This window comes from Pedobacter cryophilus (assembly GCF_005116455.1).
Lineage (GTDB): Bacteria > Bacteroidota > Bacteroidia > Sphingobacteriales > Sphingobacteriaceae > Pseudopedobacter > Pseudopedobacter cryophilum.
The window spans coordinates 1-23,349 of sequence record NZ_SWBP01000006.1 but is presented as its reverse complement, the minus strand read 5'-3'; the positions used below and the strand labels follow the sequence as shown (position 1 = coordinate 23,349).

General features: G+C 34.8%; 21 protein-coding genes. 13 read left to right on the top strand and 8 right to left on the bottom strand.

Annotated elements, in window-relative coordinates:
• Window positions 1-304: 304 nt before the first annotated feature.
• The 5 genes from FA046_RS14625 to alaS all read left to right on the top strand — a co-directional run bounded on the left by FA046_RS14625 (window position 305) and on the right by alaS (window position 8,338).
• Entirely contained in the window at window positions 305-2,197 is a 1,893-nt protein-coding gene (locus tag FA046_RS14625) for a RecQ family ATP-dependent DNA helicase (RefSeq protein ID WP_317130554.1), read from the top strand.
• A 2-nt stretch (window positions 2,198-2,199) separates the two neighbouring features.
• The gene (locus FA046_RS14620) at window positions 2,200-3,294 is read left to right on the top strand and encodes a hypothetical protein (RefSeq protein WP_136827284.1); all 1,095 of its coding nucleotides are present in this window, start codon (window positions 2,200-2,202) and stop codon (window positions 3,292-3,294) included.
• 238 nt (window positions 3,295-3,532) lie between these two features.
• Window positions 3,533-4,213, top strand: coding sequence for a GIN domain-containing protein (locus tag FA046_RS14615; RefSeq protein WP_136827283.1), 681 nt, complete (start codon window positions 3,533-3,535; stop codon window positions 4,211-4,213).
• Window positions 4,214-4,337: 124 nt separating this feature from the next.
• A complete protein-coding gene (locus tag FA046_RS14610) occupies window positions 4,338-5,063 on the top strand; it encodes a head GIN domain-containing protein (RefSeq protein WP_136827282.1) in 726 nt (241 codons plus the stop codon).
• Window positions 5,064-5,692: 629 nt separating this feature from the next.
• Window positions 5,693-8,338: an alanine--tRNA ligase gene (gene alaS, locus FA046_RS14605; RefSeq protein ID WP_136827449.1), complete on the top strand. Its 2,646-nt coding sequence runs from the start codon at window positions 5,693-5,695 to the stop codon at window positions 8,336-8,338.
• Window positions 8,339-8,478: 140 nt separating this feature from the next.
• On the opposite strand, the gene cobC is transcribed toward alaS, so the two are convergent.
• From cobC to FA046_RS14565, 8 genes are all read right to left on the bottom strand, one after another.
• Complete coding sequence (gene cobC / locus FA046_RS14600; RefSeq protein WP_136827281.1) at window positions 8,479-9,090, bottom strand: alpha-ribazole phosphatase; 612 nt, start codon at window positions 9,088-9,090, stop codon at window positions 8,479-8,481.
• An 83-nt stretch (window positions 9,091-9,173) separates the two neighbouring features.
• On the bottom strand, window positions 9,174-9,941 hold the full coding sequence (locus FA046_RS14595; protein ID WP_136827280.1) for an adenosylcobinamide-GDP ribazoletransferase: 768 nt from the start codon (window positions 9,939-9,941) through the stop codon (window positions 9,174-9,176).
• 161 nt (window positions 9,942-10,102) lie between these two features.
• The gene (cobT, locus tag FA046_RS14590; protein ID WP_136827279.1) at window positions 10,103-11,140 is read right to left on the bottom strand and encodes a nicotinate-nucleotide--dimethylbenzimidazole phosphoribosyltransferase; all 1,038 of its coding nucleotides are present in this window, start codon (window positions 11,138-11,140) and stop codon (window positions 10,103-10,105) included.
• A gap of 213 nt (window positions 11,141-11,353) precedes the next feature.
• Window positions 11,354-11,599: a hypothetical protein gene (locus tag FA046_RS14585; protein ID WP_136827278.1), complete on the bottom strand. Its 246-nt coding sequence runs from the start codon at window positions 11,597-11,599 to the stop codon at window positions 11,354-11,356.
• A gap of 129 nt (window positions 11,600-11,728) precedes the next feature.
• Window positions 11,729-12,415 (bottom strand): DUF3291 domain-containing protein, encoded by a 687-nt coding sequence (locus tag FA046_RS14580; protein WP_136827277.1) that lies wholly within the window; start codon window positions 12,413-12,415, stop codon window positions 11,729-11,731.
• Between the two features lie 87 nt (window positions 12,416-12,502).
• Entirely contained in the window at window positions 12,503-12,766 is a 264-nt protein-coding gene (locus tag FA046_RS14575; RefSeq protein WP_136827276.1) for a hypothetical protein, read from the bottom strand.
• Window positions 12,767-12,768: 2 nt separating this feature from the next.
• On the bottom strand, window positions 12,769-13,347 hold the full coding sequence (locus FA046_RS14570; RefSeq protein WP_136827275.1) for a sigma-70 family RNA polymerase sigma factor: 579 nt from the start codon (window positions 13,345-13,347) through the stop codon (window positions 12,769-12,771).
• 19 nt (window positions 13,348-13,366) lie between these two features.
• Entirely contained in the window at window positions 13,367-15,805 is a 2,439-nt protein-coding gene (locus FA046_RS14565) for a zinc-dependent metalloprotease (RefSeq protein ID WP_136827274.1), read from the bottom strand.
• Between the two features lie 111 nt (window positions 15,806-15,916).
• Between FA046_RS14565 and FA046_RS14560 the strand changes: the two genes are divergently transcribed.
• The 8 genes from FA046_RS14560 (at window position 15,917) to FA046_RS14525 (ending at window position 22,251) form a co-directional block, all read left to right on the top strand.
• On the top strand, window positions 15,917-16,390 hold the full coding sequence (locus FA046_RS14560) for a GAF domain-containing protein (protein ID WP_136827273.1): 474 nt from the start codon (window positions 15,917-15,919) through the stop codon (window positions 16,388-16,390).
• A complete protein-coding gene (locus FA046_RS14555; protein ID WP_136827272.1) occupies window positions 16,390-17,040 on the top strand; it encodes an alpha/beta hydrolase in 651 nt (216 codons plus the stop codon). The genes FA046_RS14560 and FA046_RS14555 overlap by 1 nt, the downstream gene beginning before the upstream one ends.
• 79 nt (window positions 17,041-17,119) lie before the next feature.
• Window positions 17,120-17,980, top strand: a complete 861-nt coding sequence (locus FA046_RS14550) for a bestrophin family protein (RefSeq protein WP_136827271.1) — start codon at window positions 17,120-17,122, stop codon at window positions 17,978-17,980.
• Between the two features lie 17 nt (window positions 17,981-17,997).
• Entirely contained in the window at window positions 17,998-18,591 is a 594-nt protein-coding gene (locus FA046_RS14545) for a DNA-3-methyladenine glycosylase (protein ID WP_136827270.1), read from the top strand.
• 44 nt (window positions 18,592-18,635) lie between these two features.
• Window positions 18,636-19,124: a pyridoxamine 5'-phosphate oxidase family protein gene (locus tag FA046_RS14540; protein ID WP_136827269.1), complete on the top strand. Its 489-nt coding sequence runs from the start codon at window positions 18,636-18,638 to the stop codon at window positions 19,122-19,124.
• Between the two features lie 69 nt (window positions 19,125-19,193).
• A complete protein-coding gene (gene kynU / locus FA046_RS14535; protein WP_136827268.1) occupies window positions 19,194-20,483 on the top strand; it encodes a kynureninase in 1,290 nt (429 codons plus the stop codon).
• A 53-nt stretch (window positions 20,484-20,536) separates the two neighbouring features.
• The gene (locus tag FA046_RS14530; RefSeq protein ID WP_136827267.1) at window positions 20,537-21,349 is read left to right on the top strand and encodes a hypothetical protein; all 813 of its coding nucleotides are present in this window, start codon (window positions 20,537-20,539) and stop codon (window positions 21,347-21,349) included.
• Window positions 21,349-22,251 carry a histone deacetylase family protein gene (locus FA046_RS14525; RefSeq protein ID WP_136827266.1) on the top strand — a complete coding sequence of 301 codons (903 nt, stop codon included), beginning with the start codon at window positions 21,349-21,351 and terminating at the stop codon, window positions 22,249-22,251. Before FA046_RS14530 ends, FA046_RS14525 begins: the two co-directional genes overlap by 1 nt.
• Window positions 22,252-23,349: the final 1,098 nt, after the last annotated feature.

Here is a 23,349-nt window from a genome sequence, read left to right as displayed (position 1 = left end):
TTTCACAAAGCTCACAGAGGAAAATATTCGTGAAGATTTGTGTAATTCGTGGCAAAAAATAACCACAGAGTCCTCAGAGGAAATATCGCTAATCCAATATTCGTGAAAATTCGTGTATTCGTGGCAAAAAAAAACACAAAGCCCACAGAGGAAACATCATCAATCCTAATATTCGTGGCAAAAGAAAATCTTTGCGCTACTTGCGAAAACCTTTGCGGACTTTGCGTGAAAAAGAAATCAATTAAAAATAACAAACTATCTTAGCCTAATTGTCTGAAAAAATCTATATTTCGGTTTAATACAAATGATGCCTATCAAAGAAATTTTAAAACAATATTGGGGTTATAATGAGTTTCGACCGTTGCAGGAAGAAATCATACAATCTGTTTTAAAAAAGGAAGATACTTTAGCTTTATTACCCACTGGAGGTGGAAAATCTATTTGTTTTCAGGTGCCGGCTATGGCTATGGAAGGAATTTGTATTGTAATTTCTCCGTTAATTGCCTTGATGAAAGATCAGGTAGAGAATCTTCAAAAAAGAGGGATAAATGCGATGGCTATTGTAGCTGGGATGGGTAAAAGAGAAATTGATATTGCCTTAGATAATTGCATTTACGGACCGGTAAAATTTCTTTACATCTCACCAGAGCGATTACTTTCTGATTTGGCAAGAGAACGCGTTAAATACATGAATGTGAACTTATTGGCGGTAGATGAGGCGCATTGTGTTTCACAGTGGGGTTATGATTTTAGGCCTCCATACTTACATATTGCCGATTTTAGAGCCATTCACCCAGATGTACCTGTTTTGGCGTTAACGGCATCTGCAACAGAAAAAGTTCAGTTAGATATTATTCAAAAACTAGAGTTTAAAACGCAAAATATATTTAGAAAAAGCTTTGAGCGTAAAAACTTAAGTTACTCGGTTTTAAAGCAAGAAAATAAGCTTCAAAAAGTATTAGACGTTTGTAAAAATGTGAAAGGGAGCGGTATATTATATGTGCGCACCAGAAAGGATACGGTAGAGTTGGCTAAATATTTAAATCAGCATTTAATTCCCGCTCAATATTACCATGCAGGCTTAAATTTAGAAGAACGAGCAGAAAAACAATCGGCTTGGATTAACAATAAAGTAAAAGTAATGGTGGCTACCAATGCTTTTGGGATGGGTATTGATAAACCTGATGTGAGATTTGTAGTACATTATGAAATTCCCGAAAGTTTAGAATCTTATTATCAGGAAGCAGGTAGGGCAGGCCGAGACGAAAAAAAGGCTTATGCTGTGATTCTTTTTCAACCCAGAGATAAGTTGGTTTTTGAGAAAAAGTTTGAGCAAAATTTCCCTTCGCCAGAAGAGATTAAAAAGATTTATCATTATTTATGCAATTACCTGCAAATTCCTATTGGGAATGGAGATGGGGTAACTTATGATTTTAACTTGGCAGATTTTTGTTCAAAATTTCAATTAGAGGTTTTAAAAACCATAAGTGCGATTAAATTTTTAGAGCATGATGAATATTTTGTATTGACAGAGAATGCTTTAATGGCTTCGAGATTGCAGTTTTTAGTGAACGGAGAAGATATTTACAAGTTTCAGGTAGAAAACGCTAAATATGATCTTTTCATCAGGTCGGTTTTGCGTTCTTATGGAGGTGCTTTTGACTCTTTTGTGAATATCAAAGAAGCTGATATTGCCAAAAAGAACAGCATGAACAAAATGGATGTGATTAATTTATTGAGAGAGCTAGATAAACTAGAAATTATCAGCTATCAAAAACAAACCGACCAGCCTTTATTAACTTTTATTAAGCCAAGGTATAAAACCGAGGATTTAATTGTAGATAGAAAGTATTTAGCAGAAAGGAAAGAAGTGTATCATCAAAAAATGATGGGGATGCTGTCTTTTGTAGAAAATGATATTTGTAGAAGTGTACAATTGTTAGAATATTTTGAAGAAAAAGACGCTCAAAAATGTGGCGTTTGTGATGTTTGTTTAAAAGAAAAGCGACTGTTAAACGGAGATATTAAAGAACAAATGATTCAGGATGTTTTAAAGGCTTTAAATGCTGAAAAGATGATGTTGAATGAGTTAGTAAAATGTATCAAAAAAGGTTCTGAAACAGAGAAATTGGAGCTGATTAGAATGTTGTTAGACGCCGAAGAAATTAAGAAAAGCGAAGATTTTTATTACCTGTAAATTTGGATCAATACTTACATATCGTTTCTTTTAATGTGCCTCTTCCGGCTAATTACGGAGGGGTAATTGATGTTTTTTATAAAATAAAAGCCTTGCATCAACAAGGTGTTAAAGTAATACTGCATTGCTTTTTATATGATAGAAACGAAAATCCTGATTTGGATAAATATTGCGAAAAGGTTTATTATTATCAGCGTAAGCGAAACCTAAAATATTTTTTATCTACTAAGCCCTATATTGTAATTACTAGAGAAGATGATGATTTATTAAATTGTTTATCATCAGATCATTATCCTGTTTTATTTGAAGGATTGCATAGTGCTGCTTGGGTGAATCATCCTTTATTAAAACACAAAAAAAAACTCATCAGAATACATAATGTAGAGCATCAATATTATCAGCTTTTAGCTCAAGAAGAAAGTAATATTTTTAAGAAGCTATATTTTAAATTAGAAGCTTTAAAGCTTAAAAGCTTCGAGAAAAAACTTCAAAATACGCAACATTTCTTAGTGCTCTCTAATTACGATGCGCAGTATTATGCTCAGCTTTATGCATCTGTACATCTGATACCTCCTTTTCATCAATACGAAGCCTTAAAAATTGAAGAAGTGGTTGGCGATTATATTTTGTTTAATGCCGATTTTAATGTTTCTATCAATTATAAATTTGCTAAAGAATTAAATAAATGGGCAAGGCAAGCCAATAAGAAATTAATTTTAGCCGGAAAAGTTGATTTTGAGCATTTTGAGGATATTTCTATCTTTCAAAACCCAACAGAAACCGCTTTAGATCATTTGGTTGCAAATGCCTTCGTAAATATTGTTTCTTCAGATCATCCTTCGGGCTTTAAGCTAAAGTTAGTACATGCTTTATATCGTTCTAAAAACATAGTGGTAGTAGGTAAATATCTAAAAGAGTTTACAGAAATAGCCTGCCCGCAATTAAAATTCATCTCCTCTTTAAATGAGCTTTCAAAATCTATTCAGCAAATTGAAGAGGAACAAAGCAGTATGGAGCAAATTTTAACCAATAGGCTAAAGGCATTTCATTATTTTAACAATATCAAACAAGCAAAACATATAATTTCTTTCTTGTAAATTTCTTTATAAGAAATTCCAAAATATATCTTTCTTAATTTTTTTTGAATTAGGTGTAACGTTTTATGTCACCTGGCGTCTTATGTTGTGTAAGTTCGATAATAAAAAGCTTACAAAACGTTTCGTTAACGGATAAATAAGAAATCATCACAATACTATGTATAACAAAGTACATGTAGAGAAGATGAAAAAGAAAAAAAGTTTAAGTATTAATTGAATAGAAAATAATTTTAATAAAATGAAAAATTTAAAAAGAGTTGGAGTTGTAATTATATATGTTGCAATATTCGTCCTGATCGTTGTCGCAGGAACAAAAAAAGTAACAGCAGCAGAAAATTTATCTGTGATGACAGAGTTAAAAGATAAAATGCCAATAGATAAAATTGCGGCAAAAGGAAATGTAGAAGTATTTATAACCCAAGGAGAGCATCAAAGCATTACCGTTTATGATAATTACTATGGCAAAAATGCACTTACGCAAATTGAAGACGGAACATTAAGAATTAGTTCTTATGAAGATAAAAAGCTTTCAGTTTGGGTTACGGTTAAAGATTTAAAAAGCATTGAAGCTTCTGATAAAGCCACTATTTACGGTATCAACGAGTTTAAGGTCTTAGATTTAAACATCACCCTAGAAAACGAAGCATCAGTTAATGTAAAGCTTGATACTTATCAGTTAAATTCTAAAATATCTGGTTCATCAAAACTAATATTAAAAGGAAATGCAGAGCATCAAACCGTGTCTGCAACGGATGATGCCAATATTGATGTCAGTAAATTTGCTTCAAACAACGAAGAACTTAATTTAGCTAAACAAGCAAGCATCACCCTTGGAAATAAGAAAAACACACTTAAGGATGTCGAAAAATGTGAAAACCCCATGTGTGAATTAAAGTTAAGCTTGGTTACTTTACAATAATTAACCCTATCATATATTTGTTTTGTTTGAAGGAGCTGCTGTATGGCAGCTTTTTTTTTATTAAAGCTTTTTCAATAAATTGTTGTAACCTTAACTTATAAATAGTAGTCAAAACAATAAAAATATGATGAAAAAATATATCCAAATTATTTGTTTTTTAGCATTAATTCCTTGTGTTTCTATGCTAAATAGTTGCAATAGTAATTGCATTGAAGGTTCCGGTACACCAATCACAGAAGATCGTAATATTGGCACATTTTCTAAAGTAGAGTTTGGTGGCTCTATTAAACTTAAAATAAAGCAAGATTCTATAAATTGGATGAAAATAACTGCCGATGATAATATTTTAAAACAAATTAAAACCAGAGTAAGTGGCGATGTTTTAAAAATTGAAATGGATGGCAATTTTTGTAATTCAGGCGAGGTAGTAGTTGAGTTAAGCTCAAAAGTATGGTCGGGAATTAAAGCCTCTGGAGCAACCCAAATCATATCAGAAAATCAAATCAATAGCGACGAATTTGAATTAGATTTAAGTGGATCTTCTCAAGTTGATTTAAATTTAGTAGTCGCCAAATTCAAAATGGAGACTTCTGGTTCTTCATCAATTAATTTAAAAGGCCAGGCCAGACAAAGTGATGTGAATGTAAGTGGAGCATCAGAAATTAACGCATTTGATTTTGTGGTGAGCGATTATAATATAGAAACATCTGGTTCAAGTAAATGCGCTATTAATGTTTTAAACAGTCTTAATGTAAACTCATCAGGTTCAAGCGAGATTCTTTACAAAGGTTTACCAAAAAATATCAACAACAAAAAAAGTGGCTCATCAGAGTTAAAACATGTTGATTAATGTTTTTAATTCTTGGGCGTAACCCTTAAAAAAAGGGTCGGGCTCATACGTTGCAATCTTTATCCCCGAAAAGGGGATAAAGTATTTACACTGCTATCCCTTACGCAAAAAAACCAAACCAGTATCACAATAATAAATTTCAAAAGTCAATCCTCACCACCCAGATTCGTAAAAATTCGTGTATTCCTAGCAAAAAAAACCTCTGCGTCCTTTGCGTAAAAAAAATCATTCGTGAAAAATTCGTGTATTAGTGGCAAAAAACAACAACATACATTTAGATTTCTAAATCTGTGAAATCCTTATCATCCGTGTCAAAAAATAATTAACCACAGAGTACACAAAGCCCAAAGAGGAAAGGTCTCAAATTCAATATTCGTGAAAATTCGTGTATTCGTGGCAAAAAAATAACCACATACATTTAGACTTTTAAATCTGTGAAATCCTTATCATCTGTGTCAAAAAAAATAACCACAGAGTACACAAAGATCACAAAGAAAAAGTCACCAATCTATCATTCCTAAGAATCCGAGTATTCATGGTCCAATAAACAAGATTTTAATAGTAATAATCAATAACAACATTTACACTTTCAACTCTGCTCATTCTCCTTATATTTGCAGCTTATGAGTATGAACGCACAAGAAATTCGTCAGCAATTTTTAGACTTTTTTAAATCCAAAGGACATCAGATTGTTTCATCAGCACCTATTGTCGTAAAAAATGATCCAACCCTGATGTTTACTAACGCCGGAATGAATCAGTTTAAAGATTTGTTTTTAGGAGAAGCACCCATAAAATACCCTAGAGTAGCTGATACACAGCGTTGTTTAAGAGTTTCGGGTAAGCACAACGATTTAGAAGAAGTAGGAATTGACACCTACCATCATACCATGTTTGAGATGTTGGGCAACTGGAGTTTTGGCGATTATTTCAAAAAAGAAGCCATTGCCTGGAGCTGGGAATTACTTACAGACGTTTATAAATTACCAAAAGACAGATTATACGTGACCATTTTTGAAGGCGACGATAAAGAAGGTTTACCAAAAGACCAAGAAGCTTATGATTTTTGGAGACAATTTGTTGACGAAGACAAAATCCTTTTAGGAAATAAGAAAGATAACTTCTGGGAAATGGGCGAAACAGGTCCTTGTGGACCCTGTTCTGAAATCCATTTTGATAGCCGCACAAACGAAGACCGAGCAAAAATAAGCGGAGCAACCTTAGTAAACGCCGATGATCCTTTGGTGATTGAGATTTGGAATAACGTTTTTATGCAGTTTAACCGTCAAAAAGATGGAAGTTTAAAAACTTTACCCGCACAGCATGTAGATACCGGAATGGGTTTTGAACGTTTGGTACGTGTTATTCAAAATAAAACTTCTAATTATGATACCGATGTTTTTCAACCTTTAATTCAGTTTATTGCCGATAAAAGCGGGATTGGATATTTAGGTTTAGATGCTAAAAGTGATGTAGCTATGAGGGTAACCTCAGACCATTTGAGAGCAGTTTCTTTTGCCATTGCCGATGGACAATTACCTTCAAACAATAAAGCAGGTTATGTTATCCGTAGAATTTTGAGGAGAGCTATCCGTTACAACTATTCGTTTTTAAATTTTAAAGAGCCTTTTATTTACAAGCTGGTTCCAATTTTGGCAAATCAATTTAAAGATGTTTTTAGCGAATTATATGCTCAAAAAGATTTTGTAGAAAAAGTAATTTTAGAAGAAGAAGTTTCTTTTTTGAGAACCTTATCCTCAGGAATTAACCGATTTGAAAAATACATTGCCGAACATCAAGCTAAATATCAAGAAACTAAAGAAGAAAAGCACTTGCAAATTATAGGCGAATTCGCTTTTGAATTGTCGGATACTTTTGGTTTTCCAATAGATTTAACAGAATTAATGGCTCGTGAGCAAGGATTTTCTGTTGATATGGAAGGCTTTGAAATCGAGTTGCAAAAACAAAAAAATCGTTCGAGAGCGGCAACAGCTATAGATACCGAAGATTGGATAATTGTTAACGAAGGCGATGAAGTAGAATTTGTAGGTTATGACGATTGGGAAATTCACTCAAAAATTTTAAAATACCGTAAAGTAACCGCAAAAGGAAAAACTCAATTTCAATTGGTTTTAGACCGTACACCTTTTTATGCAGAAAGTGGCGGACAAGTAGGAGATAGCGGTTTACTTATTGGCGAAGGCGAAGAAGTAATTATCACTGATACCAAAAAAGAAAATGGCTTAATTGTTCATTTTACTAATGCTTTACCTCAACAATTAGAAGCTAGTTTTTTAGCTAGAATAGATGCTCAGAACAGAATTTTAACCGAAAATAACCACTCGGCAACACACCTTTTACATGCTGCTTTAAAAATGGTTTTAGGTCATCATGTAAACCAAAAAGGATCTTTGGTAAATGCAGACAACCTTCGTTTTGATTTTTCTCATTTCTCTAAAGTCACTGATGAAGAACTAAAAAATATTGAAGGTATTGTCAATGAAAAAATAAGAGCAAATATTGCACTTAAAGAAGAAAGAAATGTGCCTTATCAACAAGCTTTAGATAGTGGCGTAACCGCTTTATTTGGCGAGAAATACGGTGATTTTGTAAGGGTAATTACTTTTGAAGATACTTACTCTAAAGAACTTTGCGGTGGTACACATGTGCCAGCAACCGGGCAAATTGGCTATTTCAAAATTGTATCTGAAAGTGCTGTTGCAGCAGGAGTGAGGCGTATAGAAGCCATAACAGCTGTTAAGGCAGAAGCTTTTATTCATGATCAAGATGAATTATTAAAGAGCTTAAAAGAGCTGTTAAAAAATCCAACTGATTTAGCCAAATCTGTAGAGTATTTAATAGAGGAAAACTCGAAACTGAAAAAAGAAGTTGAAAAAGCCGTAATGGCTAAAGCTGCTGGTTTAAAAGACGAGTTGAAAGCCAAAGCACAGCTCATTAATGGGATAAACTTTATTGCCGAAACCGTTGATTTACCCAATGCCGAAGCCATAAAAAACTTAGCTTACCAACTAAAAGATGTTTTAGATAATGCTTACATCGTTTTAGCTGCCAATATTGATGATAAACCTTTGCTAACAGTAATGATTTCTGAAAACTTAGTGAAAGAAAAAGGCCTAAACGCCGGAACCATTGTACGTGAATTAGCTAAAGAAATTCAAGGTGGTGGAGGTGGACAGCCTTTCTTTGCAACTGCTGGCGGAAAAAATGTAGCCGGTTTGGGTAGTGCTTTAGAGAAGGCTAAAGGGTTTGTTTAGTGTGATGCCGAATTTGTTTTGACAATTTAGCAATAGAAATTTGTAGGGCTTTTATCAATTCCAATTCATTATTAGCCATAAGTGTTAGAATTTTTCTAATATTTATGGTTAGCATAAAATTTATTGCTTGTTTGTGGAAATCAATCGGTAATTATTTTTTTGGCTGCGCCAATATTGGTGGCATTTAAATTTAAGTAAACCACCTTGCTTAAATCGTTTTTGGCATCATACTCAAATTTTGAAACAGAACTGTAATCTACCTGTAGGTTAAAGGCTTTTTCTAAAGGGAAATCAAGTACATACGAAGTTAAGGAACGAATAACGCCAGCATGAGTAAGAATTACTAAGTTTTGTGTGTTAGCATTGGTTATGTCTTGGTAAAACTCCACAGATCGTTCATAGAGGTCGTTAAAATTCTCTCCATTTTTCATCCTATGATTTACAAAATCTTCCATCCAGGGGTTCAGTTCCTTTTCGGGGATTTTATCCCAAGCTTTCATTTCCCAATTTCCAAAATTAAGTTCAGTAATGCGTTTGTCTATTTCAAAAGTATCATTACTTAAAAATGAAGCTAATTTAGTGCATCTTCTAAACGGACTGGAATAATAAAGGGTATCTTCTTTTAAATTCAAATGTTCTTGAATCCAGTCAAAATCTGCGGTGAAGTTTTCTTCTAAAGGAATTTCTGATTGCCCATAACATAATTTGTTTGGATTGTAAACTGCCGAATGCCTGATGAGATAGATATTCATTTTGTTGGTTTGAAAATTTGAAGATTATTGATTTCTTGTAAATGCGTTCTTTACTCTTTACTCCTTGTTCTTTAATCCTTTCCTTAACAAACCAAGTATTTAAAAATAAGAATTACACTTAAATAATAAACCACTTCTGATATTTGTTGTACGGTGCCTAAACAATCGCCGGTGTAGCCGCCAATCCATTTGTTAAAATATCTGCTAAAGTAAAGTTTGGTTAAAATTAAAGGAAAAATCACCAAGAAAATCCAATAATTACGCATGAGCAATAAAGGACTTAATCCAAAAACACAAGCTATTAAATAATCTTGGTGACTCATTTTTGTGGCCAAGGGTTTTGATTTACTTAGCAAATCTTCTCGGGCGTATTCATCAGTATAAATTAAACTTACAGAAGTTAAACGGCTAATGGCATGGCCGCTAATTAAAACCGGAATCATCATTTCTACAGACATTTCACTCAAAGCGGCAAATTTTATAGCTAAAACTAACCCTAAGCCAACTAATCCATAAGTTCCCACTCTAGAATCTTTCATAATGTCGAGGATTTTTAGCTTTGTCCAGCCACCACCAAAACCATCGCAAACATCAGCCAAGCCATCTTCATGAAAAGCGCCAGTTAATAAAAGTGAAACCGCAAAACTTAATAAGAGCGCTATAGGCGGAGAAAATACCTGTACAGCCAGCCAGAAAGATAACCCACACAAAGCGCCCAATAACATTCCCACTAAAGTGAAGTATTTAGAAGAACGGTTTAAATATTCGGGATCATGATCTGTAAAGGATGGACAAGGAATTCTTGTAAAAAACATCACTGCGGTGTAAAATATTCGTATTTCTTTTTTCATTCAGTTGTGGGTTGTTAGTTTTTAGTTGGTTAGGCTTTGCATACATGTTAATAATTATGGCAGACAGCGGACTAATTTTTTTTACCCAATATAAGTACTGCGGACAGCGGACAGCCGACTCTTTTTACTCAATATAAGCACTGCGGACAGCGGACTTCCGACTATCGACTCTCGGAAACCCCGGCAGATTCAAAACTAGCCATTTCATTTAAAAAATTAACAGATGCTTGTATTAAAGGGAGAGCTAAAGCAGCTCCAGTTCCTTCACCTAATCGCATTCCTAAATTTAAAAGTGGATCAGCATTGAGGTAATTAAGCATTTTGCGATGCCCATTTTCATCAGATTGATGAGCAAAAACACAATAGTTTATTACCTGAGGATGTAAAGCATGAACAACTAACAGGGCAGAAGTAACGATAAAGCCATCAACCACAATAATCATTTTTAACTCGGCAGCTTTTAACATCGCTCCACAAATCATGGCAATTTCAAACCCTCCGTAAGTTTTTAGAATAGCTAAAGGAGTTGTAGTATGATGATAAGCCGTAGCTTTTGAAAGAATCTCGATTTTGTTTTTTAAACCTTCATCATCTAAACCGGTTCCTTTACCTGCGCATTCATTTATTGGGATGTTGGTAATCTTACTCATGATGATAGCCGCAGCAGAAGTATTGCCAATTCCCATCTCTCCAAAGGCAATACAATTACTTCCTTTTTGGTGAATTTGATTTACTAAATCTGCCCCAGTTTTAACGGCTTTATCAACTTCTTCATCACTCATTGCCGGCTCATTCAAAAAGTTTTTTGTCCCAAAATTAATCTTCAAATTTTTGATGGGAAGGCTTGTTGGGAAGGTGTAATTTACCCCTGCATCTACTACTAAAATATCCCAACCGTTTTGCTTAGCAAATACATTAATGGCGGCTCCACCCGAAACAAAATTCATCACCATTTGCCAAGTTACTTCTTGAGGATAAGGGCTTACGCCTTCGGCAACAATTCCATGGTCTCCGGCAAAAACCACCAATGTAGGATAGGAGATTTTAGGACTTAAAGTGTTCTGAATTAATCCGATTTGAATGGCCAAATTTTCCAGCTTTCCAAGGGCTCCAATAGGCTTGGTTTTAAAGTTTATTTTATGTTCTAAATCTTTTTTAAGAGGAGTGTAGGTAGGTGTAATTTGATAAGATTTGAGCATATATTTGGTGTTTTTGAACTTCAGAATTATATTTTGTGCTACTTATTATATTTATGTATATCAATAAGTTATGAAGTTTGTTTTTAGTTTTTATTTATTTATAGATCAAAAAGCTATGTGGAATTGGTTTGATTACCAAATAATATTCTGTTTAACTCAATTTTGTTATATAACTAACTATATTATAGAGTTTTGTAAATATTATATAAAACATTAATTGTAACGTTTATAAGCTTCTATAAAATCCTTTCTCATCCCAGCAAAACGCTCCACAACCGCAGCAATAAATGCTTCATCCAGGATTTCAAACACGCCATCAATTCCGTTTAAAACATCCATTTCTGAGAGCTTATAAGTTTGCTCTAAAGTGCCTTGTTCAAACTTAATAAGGTACTTCATATTCATAGAAAAAATAGAAATTTTACAATCGGGATGTGGCAATTCTGCAACTACTCTCATAAGGTTTTTTGATTAGAAAATAATGATTTGAAGATTTGATGATTTGAAAATTTGATGATTCTTATCTCGTGTTTTACTCTTTATTCCTTACTCTTTACTCTTTACTCTTTGTTCCTTCCTCTTCAACCACTATAATATCGGGTCAATTCCCATTAAAGTTCCTTCGCTTTTTAGGATTTTGAAACGGGCAAAAAGTTCTTCGCTGTACCAATCTTCTTTGCGTGTCAACTTTATCACTTCGGCATGTGCTGCATCGCGATAAGCAAATTGTTTTACATCTTCTAAACTATCCCAAACAGAGAAGGTGGCTTGCATAAAAAATGGAGCTTCGCCAATTCCAACGGAGGTGATAAAGCCTTTAGCATCGCCCATAATGGCTGATACTTTTGGTACGTTTTTCCAGAAGTTTTTGAGTTTAGTGGGTCTAATAGTGGCTCTGGTTAATACGCCAACCCTTCCTTCATGACCTTTAATTTTAGGATGCCCAAAGGGTTCTTTGCCGCTCCATTTACCATGTGCTTCGGTAGGTTCTAATAAAACTGTCCATTGCTCCTCACACAAAGCTTTCCACCATTTGGCTATAAAAGAGGTGGATTGGAATTTCCTAAAGCTTTCTTCATCATCCCAAACGGCCATTAAGCCCCATTGCTGATAATCAGGATTAATATCAAAGGTTCCGTTTTTGCCGCAACCTAAAAGCTTCCAAAAAGAGCAAGCTTTAGTGAGCATTAAAGGGAAACGATGCAGGGCCATTGCCAAAAAAGCAAATGGAATAAATTTTTTAGGATACCTTACAATGGTTAATGAAACAATCATGTGCAGCTAATTTCCGAAAAATTAAGCACAAGCCCTTCACTACGTTGATAAGTAGCAGATTGTGGATAGATTAAGGTGGAATTATTCTTATTTATTGATTTCTGTTAAAACTATTTTTTGAAGCTCTTTTTTGTATGCTTCATTTAAAAAGTATTTTTCGCCATGCTCATCCATTTCCATCAAATTTTCTTTTACAAAGTCTAAATCAGCTTGAAAGGATTGGCAGCATTTACAAAATGCTAAGTGAAATTTTAAACTTAGTGAGTCTTTAATGTTTAATTGTTTGTGTTGTCCTTTAGATACTAACCTAGTAGCAGCTAAACAATTATATAGTATTTTTAATTTTATCATTTCTATCTTAAATTAGTCATACAATCTCTTAATTGAAGCTTTGCTCTATGTAAAATCACCCAATAATTTGTATTAGTTATGTTTAAAGTTTCACATATGACATCAGCATCTTCTTCCAAAAGCATTTTTAATTTAAAAACAATAGCCAATTTGCTGGGTAATTTTTTTAAACAGTTTTCTAGTGTTTTATAAAATTCTCTTTTTAACAATTCGTCATCACTGTTAGCAAAACTTTGAATAAGTGATGGTTGAGGAATAAAATGGCCATCTTTTGGTTCAAAATAATGATTTTCAATCTCTTCACCATCAGATTGATGAAGAGAACTAGTTTGTTTTTTACTCTTTAATCGATAATGATCAATAATCTTAAACTTAAGAATAGCAATTAACCATGTTTTTTCTGAGCTCTTTCCATCAAAGTTATTTCTCGATTTTAATGCACCTAAAAAGGTTTCCTGTACCAAATCTTGAGCTACTTCCTCATTATTTACTCGTTTTAAAGCAAAAGAGAATAAGCTATCTGCATAATTCTTTACCCACAACTCCGGATTTAAAAGCATTTTCTCTGTATTGTCGGCCATATTTAATAATCCTTACAAATTAGAAATCAAAAATATCATCACCAATTGGTGGGCCATCAGGCATTGGTAAAGGTTCGGCTATTTTAAACGTTTCTGGATGTTGCTCATATTGTTGTGTTATGGCATTCATTTGTAAATAAAGAGACCTTTCATAATCGGGTAAAAAGCCATCAAGTTGCATTCGGGTATAATTTTTAATGGTATTAATAGCAAACAGCACTTTACCTTTTACATTATCAGGCACTCTTGGTGTAGCTACTAAGCCTAATAGTTGTTTATAAGTAGAAATGGCTACCATTCTAGAGATCTCACTATTAAAATCTTCCTTAGTATCTGCTCTGTTTGTGATATTTTGCTTTACAAGCTCTTTCAACAAATCTTCAAATGCAGGTTGATTTTTATCTCTTGCATGGTGTTGGATAGTTCTTTCTGCCCTTTCTGGATTTAGCATGAATTTTAACGTGGTATTGGTTAAAGATTCGGCGGCAGCCAAAGGATCAAAAGTAAGTCCGGTTGCAGATTTAAAAGTTTCTCTTGATCTTGGGTAACCTACTGGTCTGGGTGGAATTTTGCTAATTAAATCTTCTGGCAAGGCTAAAGCATCTGGTGTTAAAGTGTTTAATAAGGTTTTAAAAGCTTTAAGCTGAACCGCCGGATCAATCATTTCTGTTACCATTTGTCCATCGCCTTTTAAGGCATAAGAATAGTTTAAACCGCCAACAACTTTAGAAGTAGCTTCAATTTGGTAACGGTGTAAAAGATAAATAGGCACCAAAACTTCTTCTATGGTAGCCATAGGAGTACCGTTTGGTATCGCATTTTCTGAAAACTTGTTCAATAAAACCTTTCTGTATCTTAATAAATTCTCTAATTGTGAGGTGGCATCAGCTCCATCATCCCATAAATGTGCTAAAGGATGAGCGCTACCTTCGGCTCTGGAATCAGCATCAGAAATAAATAAAAAGCCTTGTTTTAATGTTTCTTTAATAATATTATCTAAAGCTTCACTTTCATTTGTTCCTTTTGGGAAATCCTGATAACCGTATATAATGGCTCTTTTATCCCATTCGCCAATTTTATCATCATAAGCTTTTGATAAATCTACTTTCCCTTTGGCATCCATTTCTATATGCGGAAAAGGATAATCCATTACCGAAGAAAGATTTTTGGTGCTCGCCGCATAATTGTGATATATGCCAAGGGTATGCCCAATTTCATGCGCTGCCAACTGGCGAATACGAGCCAAAGACATTTTCATCATTTCATCACTCACAGTTTTATCATCGCCGTAAGGCAAAAGCAAACCCTGGGCAATTAAAAAATCCTGACGAACCCTTAATGAACCCAAAGAAACTTGTCCTTTAATAATTTCTCCGGTACGAGGATCAGCAATGGAAGCGCCATAAGACCATCCTCTGGTAGAACGATGCACCCATTGTACTAAATTATATCTCACATCCATAGGGTCGGCATCTTCGGGCAAAAGCTTAATTTGAAACGCATTTTTATAACCTGCAGCTTCAAAAGCTTGGTTCCACCATGCTGCGCCATCCATTAAAGCAGATTTTACAGGTTCTGGCGCTCCTCTGTCTAAATAATAAATAATGGGTTTTACGGCTTCGCTAATAGCTGCCGATGGGTCTTTTTTAGCTAAACGATGTCTTCTGATGTAACGCTTTACAATAGATTGATCTATTGGAGTAGCAAAATCCATATAATCAGCTGCGTAAAAACCTGCTCTTGGATCAAATTTTCTAGGCTGATAATTTGCATCAGGTAATTCAACAAAAGATTGATGGGTATGTACGGTAACCGCATCTGCATCTGGTGTAACCGAATTTATCTCTCGCCCTTTGGCAGTTCCCGTTAAGGTAATAATAGATTCGAACTCTGTATTTTTTGGAAAATTTTTAGTGTTTGGAAGATAAATGGCTGATCGGGTATCATCTGCCTTGTAACTTCCCTGACCCATGCTGCCCAGCTTATCGCTTATTTTATGAACATCCCTCATTAAAAAAGGAGTCATATCAATCAATACTTTTTGATCTTGCTCGGCTTCGGCTTTAAAGCCCCAAATTACCGAACTTGCAAAAGCTTGTTCCACAGATTTTTTTTCTTCTGCATTATCACTAATCGCTCTATAATCATAATTGGGTTGTTGCAATAGTATTTTAGGTCCAATTTTAATAAACTTTAAGATTTTAGTTTCGCCAATTTGCCCTCTATCTAAGCCTAAATCATTAGAGCCAACACCATAAGGCAAAGAACTTACGTATAAAAACTCTTGATCAAACTTATCTACCTCTAAATATATTTTACCAGCGCTCTCATCCCAATAGAAATTAAAATAACCCGGATATTTTTTAAATCCCTTGGTCTTGTTTTCAATGTTTTGAGCAAAAATGGAAACGGTTTGGAAGAAAATACCAATAAAAAGGAGTAGAGTTGTCTTTTTCATACAATTATTTTAGATTTCTAAGATAAAAAATACTTGATAGATTGAATGTAATAAATAGGTTAGACATTTATTTTTGAATCAATATTTAAGATGTTGTTGTAATTTTACCACATGGCAGAAGATTTAACAATCACTAAAGGCAGCAAGCTTGCTCAATATGAATCTATTATCCCACAAATAAAAGGGCTTTTATATGGCGAAACAGATAGTATAGCTAACATGGCTAATGTTTGCGCCGCTTTAAAAGAGCAATTTGGCTGGTTTTGGGTTGGGTTTTATTTGGTAAAGCAAAATGAATTGGTTTTAGGGCCTTTTCAAGGTCCGGTGGCTTGTACCCGAATTAAAAAAGGTAAAGGCGTTTGCGGAAATGCCTGGGAGCAGGCAAAAACATTAATTGTTGCTGATGTAGATCTTTTTCCGGGGCATATTGCTTGTAGCAGCCTTTCTAAATCAGAAATAGTGATTCCTTTAATTAAAGACGGAATAGTGATAGGCGTTTTTGATGTGGATAGTGAATTATTAGCTCATTTTGACGAGACTGATCAAAAAGGTTTAGAAGAGATCATCAATTTGATTTCCTTTTAATGCCTAATTTATATTGTATAGCAGGTTTAGGAGCTGATGAACGCTTGTTTAGAAACCTGCATCCCAATAATTATGATTTAAAATTTATTCATTGGGTTAAACCCGATGCAAAAGATACTTTAGAAACCTATGCCGAAAAGCTTGTTCCTCAAATAGATCAAACCCAACCTTATTCTTTGCTAGGCGTTTCATTAGGTGGCATTTTTGCTACTATTTTATCTTCTAAAATAAATCCGACTCATGTTTTTATAATTTCTAGTTTAAAATCATCAAAAGAAGCACCTTTTGTTTTTAAGATTTTTAAAGCGCTAAGGGTAAAGTATCTTTTAAATGGCAGCTTATTAAAGAATATGAAACCTATTATAGGTTTTTTCTTTGGGAAGATGAATAAGACAGATCAACATTTGGTTTTTAAAATGATTGATGAAAGTGATGATAATTTTTTACCCTGGGCTGCCGCAGCAATTTTAGAATGGAAGTCTGATGATGAGCTTACGCCATTTAATAAGATAGTTCAAATAGTAGGAGATAAAGACCTAGTATTTAGGTACTCTAAAATTAAAAACTGTAAAGTAATTAAAGGCGGCACTCATGTAATGATTTTAAACAGGGCTGATGAAATTAATGCAATCATAAATGAAACCTCTTAAAATTTTAATACAATTGATACTTTTGCCAATAAATACAATAAGCTTTTAAGTAGTCTATTACCGCTGTCAACAAATTAATATGATTAATTACAACCCCAAAGAATGGTTTACCTTCATTTTTAGAATACATAAAGCAGATACCTTTAGAAAATTAATGCCTTTGATGCTGGCAGTAAGTGTTTACGCTGGTGCAATTGCTTATTTAGAATTAGAGTATTGGCAATTAGCAGAAACCAGCCATGTTAAAAATTTGAGCTTAATGCATAGCATATTAGGCTTTGTAATATCCTTATTATTAGTTTTTAGAACCAACACCGCTTATGACAGGTGGTGGGAAGGCCGTAAGCAATGGGGCGCTTTAACCAACTCGTCACGCAACTTGGCCATTAAATTACATGTCTTTTTACCTGATAGTACCGATAGAAAGTTTTTTGAACGTATGATTCCAAACTATGCTTTTGCATTAAAAAATCATTTAAGAGAAAACGAAGATTACCATGAAATAGACCCTGTTTTAGATTTACACAAAGAAAAACATTTACCCAATCAAATTGCATCAGGTATTTACAGTAAGCTTTATCAGCTTCACCAAGAAAATAAGCTATCTTCCAACCAGCTGCTTATTTTAAATGAAGAAGCCATGGCCTTTACTGATATTTGTGGCGCCTGCGAACGTATTAAAAACACCCCAATTCCCTTTTCTTACAGCCTTTTTATTAAGAAATTCATTTTCTTTTTTGTGATGACTTTACCCTTTGGCTGGGTGTTTAACTTAGGTTATTATATTATTCCGGTGGTGGTGTTTATTTTATATGCTTTTGCCAGTTTAGAGTTAATAGCCGAGGAAATTGAAAACCCTTTTGGTACTGATGCTAATGACTTGCCTTTAGATTCTATTTGTAAGAATATTAAAAAGCATGTGAAAGAGATTTTAGATTAAATAGAAATCAAATCCCAATGAAACTACCTAAAAGTTTTTATTTAAGAGAAGATACCTTATTAATTGCAAAAGAGCTGATAGGGAAATTTGTATTCACTAAAATTGATGGAAACCTTACAGGCGGAATGATTGTAGAAACTGAAGCTTATATAGGGCCATTTGATGCCGGTTCTCATGCTTTTAATAATCGTAAAACCCCAAAGAACGCCACCATGTTTGAAGCAGGCGGAGTGGCTTACTTATACATTTGCTATGGTATTCATGATATGTTGAATGTGGTTACCGGTGAGGCTGGTAGTTCACATGCTATTCTCATCAGAGCTTTTGAACCTATGGTTGGAATAGAAACCATGCAGCAAAGAAGAGGAAATGTGCCTTTAAAAAGATTAGCAAAAGGTCCGGGTTCATTAGCCAAAGCCTTAGGTTTAAATAAATCTTTTGATAAAGAGCGTTTAACCGGAGATTTAATTTGGATAGAAGACCAAGGGTTAATTATTACCCCAGAAAACATTAAAGCAACAGGCAGAGTAGGTTTAAGCTGTGCCGAACCCTATTTCTCTATTCCCTGGAGATTTTGCCTTTCTGGCAATGCTTTTGTAAGTAAAGGCTAAAGGGCTTTTATAAATAAGCCTTTTATAATTTTAATAATAAGGATATGAAAAAGCAAAAAGAAATTGAAAAATTACGAGAATTGTTGTCTTCTTCTAAGGTTTGTATGTTAAGTACTTACAATGAAAAGGAAGGTATTCATACCCGTCCAATGTCTTATCATCAAATAGATGACGACGGCATGATTTGGTTTTTTACAAATGAGTATTCGCCAAAAATGAAAGAAATCTCTGTAAATAATAAAATCAATATCAGTTTTATTAACGAGGGTAAAAGTAATTATGTCACTTTAAAAGCTACAGCAAGCTTAGTAACAGATAAAGCAAAAATGGAAGCGCTTTTTAATCCAATTGTAAAAGCTTGGTTTCCAAAAGGCTTAGATGATCCAAAGTTGGCGCTATTAAAAGCTGATGTAACTTCTGCCGAATATTGGGACAATTCTTCTAATACCATGGTTTTCCTGTTTAACATTGCACAAGCTCTTTTTTCTGAAACGCTGTTTCATGAGGGTGAACACGGAAAAATTAAACTGTAATATAAAAGAGACCATTTTTAAGATGGTCTTTTTTGTTTAAGATGATTAAATTGCGAACAAAAATAAAATATGCAGTTTACCAATACTTTGGCTTTTGCTCAACAACAAGATCAAGAGGATGAACTCCAACATTTTAGGAACGAATTTCTTATCCCTAAACATGAGGGAAAGGAAATTACCTATTTGTGTGGAAACTCTTTGGGTTTACAACCTAAAAACACCCGTCAATTTATTAATGAGCAATTAGATTATTGGGAAAAATACGGCGTAGAAGGTTGGTTTGATGGCGAACAACCTTGGTTAGCCTATCATCATGAAATTAGTGATTTGCTGGCGCCAATTTTGGGAGCAAAACCTATTGAGGTGACCTGCATGAACAACTTAACCATCAATTTACATTTACTGATGGTGAGTTTTTATCAGCCGAAAGGCAAAAAGTATAAGATTTTAATGGAAGGAGGCGCTTTTCCTTCAGATCAATATGCTATAGAATCTCAGGTAAAATTTAGAGGTTACAATGCCGATGATGCCATTATTGAGGTTTTTCCCAGAGCAGGAGAAGAGACTTTAAGAACCGAAGATATTTTAGAGAAAATAAATAAGCATAAAAAAGAACTGGCTTTAATTCTTTTTGGTGGGATAAATTATTACACCGGGCAGGTTTTTGATATGAAAACCATTACCAAAGCCGGGCATGATATTGGCGCCCTGGTGGGTTTTGATTTAGCCCATGCAGCAGGAAACGTCCCAGTTCAATTGCATAATTGGGAGGTAGATTTTGCTTGCTGGTGCTCTTATAAATACATGAATAGCAGCCCCGGTGGCATAAGCGGCATATTTGTTCACGAGAAGCATTTTGAAGCAGATTTGCCAAGGTTTGCAGGTTGGTGGGGTTACCAATTAGATAAACGCTTTAAAATGGATAAAGGCTTTGTGCCCGAAAAAGGAGCAGAGGGTTGGCAGGTAAGCACCAGTCCAATTTTAATGATGGCTGCCCACAAAGCTTCCTTAAAAGTTTTTGAGAAAGCAGGTTTTGCAAATATGCGAGCTAAAAGTATCAGGCTTACAGGCTTTTTAGAGTTCTTAATTCAACAAGTAAATGAAGCTTTAGGAGAAGAGTTTTTCAAAATCATTACCCCTAAAAATCCAGAAGAACGAGGTTGCCAACTTTCTTTAATTTGCAAACAAGATGGTAAACTTATTTTTGATGCTTTGGTTAAACAACAAATTATTGGCGATTGGCGAGAGCCCAATGTGATTAGGGTAAGTCCGGTACCATTGTATAATACTTTTAAAGATGTTTTTGCTTTCGCCGATGCTTTGCTTGAGATTAGTTTAAAGTTAAAACCAACCAACTAACCACCCAACAAACTAACCACCCAACAAACCAACCAACTAGCAAACTAAATCAAATGAAAAAAGTAAAACAATTAGCAGTGCTCAACTTTATATTCTTTGTTATTGCATTTGCGGTTTCAAATTTAAGTCAGTTAAAAATATTTGGAGGCGTAACCAATGCAGATATTAGTAATAAGTACGACACCGTTTTTACGCCGGCAGGCATCACTTTTGCCATTTGGGGGGTAATTTATCTTTCGTTGTTTGGGTTTACCATTTACCACTTAATTAAAGCTTACCAGGATGATATAAATGCTGAGGCTAGTGTGGCCATCCTTAAAATCGGGAATTTATTTATCATCAACAACATTGCGACTACCTTTTGGGTATTTGCTTTTACGTATGAATACATTCTTTTATCCATGCTTTTAATCATCATCCAATTGATTACTTTATTGATGGTTTTTATCAAATTAAATTTATGGGACACGCAACAATCATTTAAAAACAAGCTATTTACACAGTTTCCTTTAAGTATTTATTTTGCTTGGTTGTGTGTAGCAAACGTGGCAAATATTTCTCTTTATTTAGTTTCTATAGGCGTAACTAATCTTTTCGGATTAACAGAAGTACAGTGGGCAACCGCATTGGTTTCTGTGGTTACTTTAATTTCTTTATTCATTATCGGTAAAAAGAAAAATATCTCTTTTGGTTTGGTAGTGATGTGGGCGTTGTATGGCATTATACTAAAAAGAACAGCTATTGACCCCGTAGCATTTGCATCACTTATTAAATTATGTTGGATGGGAATTGGAATATTAGCCGTTGTTAGCATCTTAGAGTTATTCAAAATCACAAAATCTAATAAGAAAGAACAGGTTTCTTAATGCTTAAAATCGCTTTCGATCCTATTTACGCTCATCCTTTACCAGAAGGACATCGTTTTCCGATGTTAAAATATGAGCTTATTCCCATGCAGTTAAAACATGAAGGCGTGGTAAATGATGCTAATTTTTTTTCGCCAGCAATGTTGGCAGAAGAAATTGTTTTACTCACCCATGAGCAAGCCTATTGGGAAAAGCTCAAAAATCTAAACCTCAGCTATCAAGAAGAAAAGCGGACAGGATTTCCACTTTCGGCACAATTGGTAGAGCGAGAATTGCGCATAGCCCAGGGAACAATTGATGGTTGCCACTATGCTTTTGAGCATGGCGTAGCATTTAATATTGCCGGCGGCACACACCATGCGGGTTCTAATTGGGGCGAAGGTTTTTGTTTGTTAAACGATCAAGCTATTGCAGCTAACTATCTATTAAATAAAAATTTAGCCTCTTCTATTTTAATTATCGATTTAGATGTTCATCAAGGTAACGGAACCGCTCAAATCTTTGAAAATGAACCTCGGGTGTTTACTTTCTCGGTACATGGCGAGAAGAATTTTCCTTTCAGAAAAGAGCAATCTAGTTTAGATATTGGTTTGCCCGATGGTGTTGGCGATAACGAGTATCTCAGCATCATTAAAGAAAAAATTCCTTATTTACTTGATTTAGTGAAACCCGATTTTGTTTTTTACTTAGCAGGAGTAGATGTTTTAGCAACTGATAAGTTAGGAAAGTTAGCTCTTTCTAAAGAGGCCTGTAAACAAAGAGATCAAATAGTTTTTGAAGCTTGTTTCCAAAAGGATATTCCGGTACAGGTAAGTATGGGTGGGGGCTATTCGCCTGATATTAAAGATATTGTTGATGCGCATTGTAATACTTTTAAGGTTGCTTATGAGGTGTATTTTTAATGATTTTCTCTTTATGTTCAAGCAAGGTTTCTCTTTCGTTCAAGCAGGGTCTCTCATAGAGGAACCTGCGTTTATGTTCATTTGTAATTGCCTTTTCCCACAAGGCTTTCCAGCCCTCATTGGCGGGCTAAGCCTAGTCACTTTCTCCTTGATGAGAAAGTAACCAAAGAATCAAGGCTGAAAAGCCTTTGTTCGGGATAGCTCCACAAATCTTTAAAGCAACAATCCAAGTCGTGGGGAAGGGCAGTGATGGCATAAAGTTTCTACAACACTTCTACGGATTCTTTAAAGCTTGTGCTTAATGTATGGCAATGCAAAAGATTTATGGGCTTTCCCTCCAAATCCTTTAAGGCCATCCTTGCTTTGTCGCTCTGCTATACGGCTTTGTTACGTCGCTTTGCATAACGGCATTGCAAAGCCACCATTTCAATGGGAATAGTGAATTTAACTTCACCCACAGAAGTAGCCAGACAAACCAAAGTACACCGCCTAATCCCGCCTTGGCATTAGCGGTAGTGATGAAGAGGTTAAAGAAGAAACTTTGTAGCTAATGGCGAAGCGGTGGCTTTTTGGTCCTTTTCAGCTAAAGGAAAAGGACTAGGCCTCCGCGGCTAATGAGCGGCGAGATTATGAATTGATATACTAAATTTCAATTTTGACGATAATTTCCCAAACGCTCAAAGGGCTTTCCGTCCCTAATGGCGGGACAAGCCTAGTCACTTTCTCCTTGATGAGAAAGTAACCAAAGAATCAAGGCTTGATGAATATTTGTTCAGTAAGCCTCAATAAATCTTAAAACGCAAACCGAAGCCGTGGGAACGGCAGTGGATTAACAAAGTTTATGCAACACTCGTCGGTTTGCTGAGGGTACTGCTTTCATAAAGTTTCTACAAAAGATTTATTGGTCTTCCTTTCCAAATTTTCAAAGGCCATCCTTGCTTTGCCGCTCTGCTGTATTGCTCTGCTACGTCGCATTGCATAGCAACTTTGCAAAGACACCAACACAATTGGAATAGTGAATTTGACTCAAACCAAAGAAGTAGCCAGACAAACCAAAGTACACCGTTTAAATTCCGCCTTGGCGATTGCGGGTAGCAT